At 34.5% G+C, this 10,038-nt stretch carries 12 protein-coding genes and 1 pseudogene; 4 read left to right on the forward strand and 9 right to left on the reverse strand.

Annotated elements, in window-relative coordinates; translation table 11 throughout:
- Positions 1–385: AMP-binding protein (locus QVB70_RS01710; RefSeq protein WP_287582750.1), on the reverse strand; the 385-nt coding region annotated here is incomplete at its 3' end.
- A 301-nt stretch (positions 386–686) separates the two neighbouring features.
- On the opposite strand from QVB70_RS01710, the gene QVB70_RS01715 reads away from it, so the two are divergent.
- Entirely contained in the window at positions 687–2,126 is a 1,440-nt protein-coding gene (locus tag QVB70_RS01715) for a hypothetical protein (RefSeq protein ID WP_287582752.1), read from the forward strand.
- Positions 2,127–2,228: 102 nt separating this feature from the next.
- Positions 2,229–2,414 (forward strand): AsnC family protein, encoded by a 186-nt coding sequence (locus tag QVB70_RS18425; RefSeq protein ID WP_342766534.1) that lies wholly within the window; start codon positions 2,229–2,231, stop codon positions 2,412–2,414.
- On the opposite strand, the pseudogene QVB70_RS18430 reads toward QVB70_RS18425, so the two are convergent.
- Positions 2,384–2,668: pseudogene (locus QVB70_RS18430) on the reverse strand (AMP-binding protein); the annotation flags it as partial. The gene QVB70_RS18425 and the pseudogene QVB70_RS18430 overlap by 31 nt on opposite strands.
- Positions 2,669–2,843: 175 nt before the next feature.
- Between QVB70_RS18430 and QVB70_RS01725 the strand changes: the two are divergent.
- The gene (locus tag QVB70_RS01725; protein ID WP_287582756.1) at positions 2,844–3,371 is read left to right on the forward strand and encodes a GNAT family N-acetyltransferase; all 528 of its coding nucleotides are present in this window, start codon (positions 2,844–2,846) and stop codon (positions 3,369–3,371) included.
- Positions 3,372–3,415: 44 nt separating this feature from the next.
- Here QVB70_RS01725 and QVB70_RS01730 read toward each other — a convergent pair whose 3' ends face one another.
- The 7 genes from QVB70_RS01730 to QVB70_RS01760 all read right to left on the reverse strand — a co-directional run bounded on the left by QVB70_RS01730 (position 3,416) and on the right by QVB70_RS01760 (position 9,624).
- On the reverse strand, positions 3,416–4,903 hold the full coding sequence (locus QVB70_RS01730) for a DUF2334 domain-containing protein (RefSeq protein ID WP_287582757.1): 1,488 nt from the start codon (positions 4,901–4,903) through the stop codon (positions 3,416–3,418).
- A gap of 345 nt (positions 4,904–5,248) precedes the next feature.
- The gene (locus tag QVB70_RS01735) at positions 5,249–5,956 is read right to left on the reverse strand and encodes a glycosyltransferase family 2 protein (RefSeq protein ID WP_287582759.1); all 708 of its coding nucleotides are present in this window, start codon (positions 5,954–5,956) and stop codon (positions 5,249–5,251) included.
- 277 nt (positions 5,957–6,233) lie between these two features.
- The gene (locus QVB70_RS01740; RefSeq protein ID WP_287582761.1) at positions 6,234–6,641 is read right to left on the reverse strand and encodes a class I SAM-dependent methyltransferase; all 408 of its coding nucleotides are present in this window, start codon (positions 6,639–6,641) and stop codon (positions 6,234–6,236) included.
- Between the two features lie 91 nt (positions 6,642–6,732).
- Positions 6,733–7,257 (reverse strand): hypothetical protein, encoded by a 525-nt coding sequence (locus tag QVB70_RS01745; protein ID WP_287582763.1) that lies wholly within the window; start codon positions 7,255–7,257, stop codon positions 6,733–6,735.
- A 5-nt stretch (positions 7,258–7,262) separates the two neighbouring features.
- Entirely contained in the window at positions 7,263–8,360 is a 1,098-nt protein-coding gene (locus tag QVB70_RS01750; protein ID WP_287582765.1) for a hypothetical protein, read from the reverse strand.
- Between the two features lie 45 nt (positions 8,361–8,405).
- A complete protein-coding gene (locus tag QVB70_RS01755; RefSeq protein WP_287582767.1) occupies positions 8,406–8,831 on the reverse strand; it encodes a hypothetical protein in 426 nt (141 codons plus the stop codon).
- Positions 8,832–8,994: 163 nt separating this feature from the next.
- Positions 8,995–9,624: a class I SAM-dependent methyltransferase gene (locus QVB70_RS01760; protein ID WP_287582769.1), complete on the reverse strand. Its 630-nt coding sequence runs from the start codon at positions 9,622–9,624 to the stop codon at positions 8,995–8,997.
- Positions 9,625–9,742: 118 nt separating this feature from the next.
- On the opposite strand from QVB70_RS01760, the gene QVB70_RS01765 reads away from it, so the two are divergent.
- Positions 9,743–10,038: hypothetical protein (locus QVB70_RS01765; RefSeq protein WP_287582771.1), on the forward strand; the 296-nt coding region annotated here is incomplete at its 3' end.

Genomic DNA, 10,038 nt, shown 5'->3' on the forward strand with positions numbered 1-10,038 from the left:
CATCCAAGACAACTATGGTTTCAGCTTCCGAATCCTTAAGCAAAAACTTTATTTCTTTTTCTCGATATGCCACATTACAGGGAATAGCTATTGCGCCAATCATGTTCACGGCAAAGAAACTGATGAGATAAGCGGGAAGATTAGGAAGATATAGCGCAACCCTGTCCGCGTATTTCACTCCAAGAGTATGGAAAACTGTAGCAAACTTCTTAATTTGTGTATAAAATTGGTCGTAACTTATGCTTTCATCTTGGAAGATGTATGCCGTATTATTAGGAAATGCCTCTGCAGCGTCTTTCACCAATTGATAAAGTGGAATTTTTGGATATTCTAAAGTTAGAGGAACGTTAGTAGGCCAATATGCAATCCATGGTTTTGTTGGCATTTTCAATTCATCTGACTATATTTGTAGTATGCTTGTTTATGAGAAGTATATTTAAATTTAATCTAATATCAGTAGTCTTAGATCAAAAGTCACGTTAAGGAAAATTCTACCTGAAAATAGGTTTTTCCAAAGTGTTTCAGGTAGAATAAGCTGAAGAAACGATGATTGTCACCAAAGATGGACCTGAAATTAAAAAACGCTTTAGTTTATCACGTAGTTCAGAGAATCGCGATTTCTATAATGAGTACCAAAGATGCAAATGAGGTCAAATTAAAAAACTAATAGAAAAGGTCTAAAACTTATGACCAAAATGCAATCACTTTTTTCTCTAACTAGAGATTTAAGGACACGTCTTTTTATCAGCGTCTTAATTGTGTATGTCTACTTTATTAACGGCTTTAAGTCTATCAACGAAGGCTCGCATCTTGCTTTAACTATGGCGATCGTGGAAGAACGTTCGTTTAGAATTAACAAATATATGTTTTGGACGGGATGGGCAGACTATAGCGAGTATCCTCCAGGAAGTAGAAATTATTATTCAGATAAAGCACCCGGATTGAGTTTTTTGGGAATTCCTTTCTATCTTCTAGGCAAGTTCGTTGCGTATAGTATATTCGGAAAATATGAGTTTGTATTTATTAGAGGGACGTTAGCAAGCTTCATGGTTTTATGCAGCAGTATACTTACTGCACTTAGCGTTGTGGTAATCTTTGAACTCTGTAAATTATTTGAAATCAGTGAAAAAACGAGCCTTCTCACAGCATTATCATATGCCTTTGGTACAATAGCTTTTGTCTATGGAGTAACTTTTTTCGCGCATGGAACTTCTGCATTTTTACTAGTTTCTGCTGCATATCTCACAGTTCATTATTTTAAAAATGAAAGGAAAGATAATACAAAAGTATTTCTTGCTGGCCTCGCTTTAGGATATTCTGTTTGTGTAGAATACCAGAATATACTTGCACTACCTCCATTTCTCTTGTTTTATTTGTATAAACGAGAATTTAAGAACTTGATATTATTTCTATTTCCTTACTTGGCTTGTTTAGGAACATTAGCGTGGTATCACAATACCATATTCGGTAGTCCTTTCGCAACTCCTTATATGTATCAAGGCTTTTCTGTCGAAGTCCAAAGTGATCAAGCATTTTCATATCCCCTACAACTTGCTTTGAGGGGTTTGCTGTTTGGCACCTCACATGGCAAATTTTATCTTTCGCCTTATCTTCTATTTGCAATATATGGCTTTGTATTGTTTTTTAGACGTTATCCAAATGAAGCTATTTGGTTTAGTTCAACATTTTTACTTATGTTGCTTTTGTTCTCTATACATATTGGTTGGTCTGGAGGCGGCGCTTATGGTCCAAGGTATTTATTGAGTGTCATTCCTTTCCTTGTCATTCCTGTCGGAATACTTTTAGATACGCCTTCCATTGCGAAAAATCGCTGGTTTCAAATAATTTTCTTCAGTACTTTAGCTTACAGTATGTTTGCCATAGCAACTGGCGCTGTTACCAACCCAACTCCTCCTATGTGGCCTCAAAATCCGTTTTTAGAGTACAATCTTCCTCTTTTGATCGAAGGGAACTTAAATAGTTTATTTTTTAAATATTTTTCTCCATATACAGTTATTTTAGTACCATTATTGCTTCTCATCATTAATCTGCGACAATTTCATATACTTAAATTAAGAAATAGATTGCTTGACACAATTAACGCTTTTAGAAAGGCTCTACCATAACATGGTTTCATTAAGCTTTTTTCTGAAAAAACAAAAGTAATGTCAGTTTATTTACTGATATTTATCTGCCCACAATTTCTATAAGGTTGGGAGGTTCTACACTTGCTAGATGACATAGACCAAAAAATTATTGATCTCTTAAAAAAAGACTCCCGTACTTCCTTTGTAAAAATTGCTGATGAAGTCGGACTTTCAGAAACTGCAATTAGAAAGAGAATTAAAAACCTGCAAGAATCAAAAACCATTAGATTATTAATCATGTTCACGGCAAAGAAACTAATAAGATAGCCTTCGTGATTTGGAAGATATAGCGCAACCTTGTCCGTGAATTTCACTCCGAAAGTATGGAGTGTTGTCGCAAATTTCTTAATTTGTGCATATAATTGGTCGTAACTTGTGCTTTTATTTTGGAAGATGTATGCCGTATTATTAGGAAACGCCTCTGCAGCGTCTTTCACCAATTGATAAAGTGGAACTTTTGGATAATTTAAGGTTAGTGGGACATTGGCTGCCCAATATTCTATCCATGGTTTTGTTGTCATTTATTAACCTCTTAACTAACCTATGCAGAACTACATGTTTTAGGGAATTATATTTAAATTTTGATTAAAGATCATTTGATTGCGATGTATAATTATAAACTTTACCTAGAGGTACATCAAAATCCAATAATTACTTGAGAATTGATGGGGCGATTAAACCTAAGGACGTAGTACGATGACATTCGGAGTAATACGCTTTTTTAAAAGAAATAAAAATGATCTTAAAATGCTAAAGACTTTTTATAACTCTTTAGAGGAAGAAAAAACAACATTTTTATCATCCTGGAACACAATCACGAGCGCTAAATTCATGTTAATAAGTGAATATGAAGGAAACATTGTCGCTATTTCTGGTGTAACTCACAAAGATAATAGTTTTAGTTGTGTAAAAAAACAATATCAGGGACGTGGAATTGGAAAAAGTTTGGCTGCAAGGAAACTTAAGTACTGCAAGAAAATTGGAGTTAAAAAGATTAGAGCTGCAAGTTTCAATCCAATTTCTCAACACCTAGCGGAAAAAACCGGATATAAGGAACTTTTGCGTATAGATAAAACCGTGTATTATGAACTTCCTCTTTTGAAAGTTTCAAAAATAACATTACCTATACGGCGTATTGGATATTTGCTATTTGGCTTTTGGATGAATCTTAGGTTAGCAGTAGCGAAAAAAACATTTAAAGGAATCGATTTTTTAAAAGGGTAGCCATTGAAACAATATTCTGAAAATACTTTTTCCAATAGTTCTAGCTAGTTTTCTCTAAGATATTTAATCGTAAGCTTATATTTGTGATTTCTATTTGGTGTATTCACTCGATAGTCTCCATTAATATTACGGATTTTACAATGATATCGGAAATTCCACCATCGCGCAATTTCCTTCGGCAAGGTAACCCAAGCATCTTCTTTTTTGGAAAGATATGCTAAATACTCACTATACACTTCATACCCTTCTTTATTTCCAGAAAAATGATTGTCTGGGTGCGTGTTTAAACTAGTTAGGCCACCTACCTTCTCTATCCAGTCTGTTTTTCTTTTCCAAATTTTAAGAATCTGAGTTCGCGGTGTCTTGAGAAAACGAAAAAGCGCATCCTGCGGAATCGTTAAGGGTAATGTGATAAGCCCATTGGAAAAATATGGAAAAATAGAGCAGGATCCATTTCTAGGGGCAGTTTGTGATAATATTTCCGTGTCAGGGATGGACATATCATAGTCAACATATTTTGCTACGATCTTCATTAATTTTGTACTTCTTAAATGACTCGGAGACCTAAATCCTTCAATTCTTACCGAAGGAATGAAGTTTTTAAAACGGCTTATCCCGTAGCTGATTCTTCTATCGATCTCTTTGGGCTTTAAGAAGGCTAATTTACCATCGTGATTATAGCCATGAAGACAAATTTCATGTCCTCTCCTAAGAATCCATTCTAGAAAAGTAGGGGTTAACCGATAGCCCTTCGATAAAAAATACCACGAAGATTTCATTCCGAAGGCTCTTTCAAGTTTAGAGAGAAAAGATACATTTTTCACACCCGAGTAAGTATCAACATCATGTACTAGACAGGCGGCAAATTTCCGTTTAAAAGGCCAGAAATCCAGATAAGCTAGTTCTTTCTCAGTAACTAATTGAATACACTTTAGAAATAAATAGCGGATTAATTCAACATGTTGAACTATAGGCCATGGAGGAAACTTAATAGCGGAATGACGTCTTTGTAGGAGGCCTGGAATTCTTATCCTTATGAAGGCCGGTAAAAGATGATACCTAAAAGGGATCTTGGCATACAGCGGAATTTTTGGAATAAAGTAATTTTCATACAAGTGATAATTTACTAGAAATTCCGGATCAATATTGAAAAGAATATTATTTTCTTTATCCCGAAGAATAAATGGGATCTTAGATCCCTCTTCATTGTACAAATAACACAATATCTCATCATCCCAATAATTTTCGAATGACGCAAAAGTGGGCAGCATTACAGAGCTTTCCCTAGGATTTGACCAGGATGGAACTAACTCTTTTTCCAATTTTATAAAGAATATTTGACTTCCTGGCTCGATCTTGTGTTCAACCGTGGGAAAAGGGTTGACGAAAATTGCTGGAGAGTTTTTATATTTTTTCAGGTTTTTCTTGTTTTGAATAACAATGTTACAAAGGTGTTCCATCGGTATTTTCCAAAACTCTACTAAAGATTTGCACGCTTCAATTACTTTCATTTTCTCAAACTGAAGATCCATTATTTTCAACCAGTTTCATTGAATACAAAGTTACTTTTTCGGTTTCGATTTCAGAAAATCTCTTTATATAAATATTGTAGATCCTTTATTAGATGAGGAGTGTCATATGAATAATTCTGGACAGTAGACACAGGTTTTCCCCAAAAGAAGTTCATGGAATCCTGAAACTGATAAATAATAGAATCTATAAGGAGTCAAAAAGAGACCTTAAAACAAGCCAATCCAGATTATTAGACTCAACGACACTAAACAAATGACGTCTTCGCGAACTGCTAAATGAAACGAACCCGCAAAGTAGTTCCTAAGTTCCTCCTCGAAGAAGTCGCCATCTTATTTGTGTCTATATTATTTATGAAACTTTAGCTTGAATAATTCAATAAAATTTTTCAAAATCGATCTAACTATGTATAATGGATGCCTTGCAATTTCTTCCTCGATATGATTGAGTGGAATCTCATAAAATTTTAAAGACTTCGCGTTTAATAAACAAACTAATTCGACTTCTATAAAGGGTCCTTTTGCTGTTGTAAGTTTAACCAGTTTTTTTCCTACAGGCGTTCTAAATGCCTTTAGACAATTTACATCATTATAATGCATGTCAAAAAGAGTATTCACGAATTTTGTGTGGACTCTAGAAATCAAATTGCGAATGGAAGGGCGGCTAACTTTACTTTTTTGATGATATCGTACACCAAGAATGACTGTAAATTTATTGAGAAGTCTATAGGCGCGTTCAATAAAATTGAGACTAAAGGCAAGATCTACAGGATGAACAGTGACCATATCATAGTTAGCTCGAAGTATTCCGTAGCGATAGGCTTCTCCATAGGATGGAGTCGGCAAAAAGAACGCTTTTAAGTTCGGATATTCAGTTTCTAATTCTTTTGCTATGACTGCAGTTCTATCAGTACTTCCATTTTCAACTAATATGATTTCAAAATTACACCCAAGTAATTTCGCAAGATATTCATGAATTGTTTTAATATTTAAACGAAGATTGTTCTCCTCATTATGCGCAGGGATAACAATACTTACATTTTGTATCTTATACATTAGCAGTGCCCTAGCCTAATGAAATTTGGATTGGTTTTAGTAAGTTAATTACATATAAATTTAATTATCTATTGGCTTAAGTTCTATGCAATCCTGCTAGGTGTAATGTCTATATTATTCCCCCAAACTGACCGTCTTTTTCTCTGTTATGGAAGTATATGCTGCTTCAATAATCCTGATAACTTGTAAGCCAATGTTTCCATTAGTCATCGGCTGCTTTCTTTTTTCGACGCATTCTAAGAAATTGGGAGAAACTTTACACTATATGATCTAAAGCTCACCCTTCAAGTATTTTTTTGCCATATGCAACAAATATACTGACATTGGCATATTCATCTCCACAGCAGGACGGAGAACAGCAGTTTTCACCTACACAATCAACCATCACGTTTTTGAGCCCTGCTTCATCAAACCAACGTTTGACATCATCTCTCTTGAACCCCATCCAGCGATCATAGTGTTCTTTTTTCAGGAATTCGAAATTATGGGCATCTAGATCTGTGATTACTAACATGCCACTAGGCTTTAAGATTCTCACTAATTCCTTAATTACAACTGATGGGCGCTCTACATGGTGCAGAAACATATTTGCAAACGCATAGTCAACAATTTCAGCTTCAATAGGAAGTTTTTCAGCATCTCCTCTGCAATAAGCAATTTTTTCCTTTAATAAATAATAAGCCAAACAAAATACCTAAATACCAATTTATTTTGTCCAAAGATCTTAACATCATACAAAATACCTGTGATTTGAATATGAATTATAAGATAAATAATTATAAGTCGTGTTCCCAAAGGCGTGGTACAATCTTTCGAAGAAAGTATTTATCGCCAAATAAAAAGATAAGCGCTATGAACCATTGATCTAAAAAGTTTAAGGATGGCCAAAAAATATCATTTATTAATATGCTGCAAAGTGTCAGAAACGTTACAAGAGCAAATCTGTAGGTAAAAAAAGAGGGTTCTTTCAGTAGTAAAGAAGGAAAGTCTTTCCACATCGCCTTATTATTGGTATTTGGTGTTTCTGTGAATAAGTTTCGCAGGAAGGATATAACTGAAACTATTAGAAATAAACAGCCTGCTATATCTAAACTTAGAGCATATGTAGCAATTGTAGGTGGTTGACCACTAAGTGCATGCAGCCAAACTTCAGTCCAAATACCCAGAAAGGTGGTATTTAGATCCAAATCTAAAGAAAACATATATTTGAAAAAAATAGAAGGGATTAAAAACACTGTAGGAAGAGAAAGAAGAATCACGAGAAGCGAAAGTCCTTTAGCTAGATAGTCTTCTTTTATCACAAGTTTCAAGCTCCTATGTATAAATATATAGCTGTATACGAATTTTTAGGATAAATTCTAGGTGCTCTGTGAAATTCTTCGAGCAGTTGACAGTCTTCTTCTAAAATATAATGCCATTTTATTACAGTATAAGTAACTAATATCGTTTTTTCGGTGGCTACTAAGTCATTTACAAGAGACTCAAAATGGGGTGCATCAATGATCTCATATTCAGGTGCAAGGAATTCGAAGTGCATTCTCTCTTCTCTGACTATTACAACAACATCTTCTGGAGAATAGTTTGTCTGCACATACTCAACCACTTGAGTAAATGGAGAAGGAATAGTATGCAGACCATTCACGCTATAGGCGGACTGTACAAACATAGAAATAAGTAAAGGTGAGACTAAAAGGTCTTTTAAAAAAATTCCTCTTTTCTTAAATCGAGTTGATAGATACTCAAATGGTGTTTTCATTCCCCAAATATACATCAAGAAAAAAGGAACCACGATAGGTAACAGATACCGTGAATATACTGTTGTTATCAAATGAGGAAATACCCAAGCAAAGAATGAGATAAACCAAAGTAATAAAAACTGATTTCTTCTATCAGATATATCACTTTTTAATAGATAAAAAAGAAATCCAAGCAGAATAATCGGAAGAGGCAGTATTTTATAAATATCTCCCCAATATCCTAACCCAAAACTATCTCGAAATAACGCATTGTATATAGCCCTGTTTTTCTGAATTATTTCAGTCATTGTAGCTCGTTGATCAGGAAAAATGCCATGAGTACGTAATTGTCTTTCATATGATCCGACAAGATTAGAATAATACCTAGTCCAACCGCCCGAAAAATACACCGTAGGTAGAAGCCAAAATAGAACAGTAACGCCAAAAATAACCATTACCTTTAAGAATACAATTAATTCTTTTCTCCAAATCTTGGATCCCTCATTTCCGTCATAATAAATACGTGCTAATGCGATGAAGGGAATTAAAATTCCGATAGCAATATCAGTAGGTCGAATTCCCAAATGTAATGCAAAAGCAAATGAACCAAGATAAAATTTCTTTTTGTCATGTATTCCAAGATATAGCCAATAGCTCGCTGTCGACAAGAAAAACACATTGCATACATCACTTAAGTCTACAACACTATGAATCTAAACAAGGGGACTTACAATAAAAAGGATTGATGAAAGAGTCGCTAAGTCTTTCCTATCAAAGAATTTAATTGTAAGTCGATAAATTGGCAGAATTGTAAGTGTACTTGTGATGGCACTTACCATTGTTAAAGAAAAAATATGGTTTCTTGTAGGTAAATATATTAACCATGCAAGAAAAACAAATACGATATACCCAGGCAAGTGAGGACGACCATATGTTGGTCCATAGTCATTTAAAGCCTTGGCAAAGTTTATGGTATCCCATTCATCTAGAGAAATTGACAAAAATAAGACTCTGCTAATAAAGCAAATTGTTATCAGAATTAATTCTTCAACTGTGATGTATTTTAGCAATTGAGTATACACTTTGTGAAAGAAATTCTGAAGGACTAATTTGTTCTTAGCAAGTTTTATATGATCCACTCATTCCACCATGAGTATCAAAATGTAGAGACATTATTCGTGTTGTTTTATAAAAATATATCTTAATATTCTAAATAAACATTAAAACTAGTAAATCCGCACTTTTTGACTGATTCATTAGAAAAATTGGTTATTAGCATTTAATAAGAAATGTATTATTTTCTTAGATCACTTTTTTTCCAGATGCCACAAATATGCTGACACTTGCATATTCATCTCCACAACAAGATGGCGCACAGCAGTTTTCACCTACGCAATCAACCATAATCTCTTTGAGTCCTGCTTTAATGAACCAAAGCTTAACATCTTCTCTCTTAAATCCCATCCAACGATCATATTGCTCTTTTTTCAAGAATTCGAAATTATGTTCATCAATATCAGTAATTATTAACTTACCATCAGGCTTTAAGATCCTCACCATCTCATTAATTGCAACTGGTGGGCTCTCTACGTGGTGCAGAAACATATTTGCAAACACATAGTCAACAATTTCATCTTCAATAGGAAGTTTTTCAGCCTCTCCTTTGCGATAATCAATTTTACCATCACATTGGAATTTCTTCTTTAATTCTTGGAGCATTGCATCCGATTGGTCTATGGCAATTACCTTCAAACCTCTTTGAAGAAGTCCTTCTGTAATAAAGCCTGTTCCAACTCCAATATCTGCAGCAAGTTGATCAGGTTGGATGCTTGCCACGGCAAACGCCTTTTCCCTTACTGCCTCAGAAAAGAAAGTTTCTCGCATCTTGTCCCATTGGGATGCCACATCATCAAAATATTTCTTGCTACTCATAAGAATTACTCCTTTCTGTGATGTTTGCTCCTTATCTTTATGGCCTAAAGTTGATTTTCCCTAATATCTTCGCAATTCATTTTTAAAGGTAAATGACACACGTCAATTAGTGACTTTGATGGAATTCCTGAAATTAAAGATTAGACATAGAGGATGTTGGTCAAAACTCACTAAGAGTTATCCTACTGTGACAATGAGTGCGATAACCACCCAGCGTGAATCAGATACATGTTCTACAATTCTTCGGATAACGGGTGAGTCGGTTGAAATTCGGAATTTATTACAAGAACTTCGCAAGCACTCCGACATTGGAGATTTCCAATTGAAAGAAATCAGTAAGGAAGCGACAATCCGTCTAGTTTGTTTATGTACCCCTATCATCGATCTAATACAGAAATTTGCATACATTAAACC

Source organism: Candidatus Borrarchaeum sp., assembly GCF_019058535.1.
GTDB lineage: Archaea > Asgardarchaeota > Sifarchaeia > Borrarchaeales > Borrarchaeaceae > Borrarchaeum > Borrarchaeum weybense.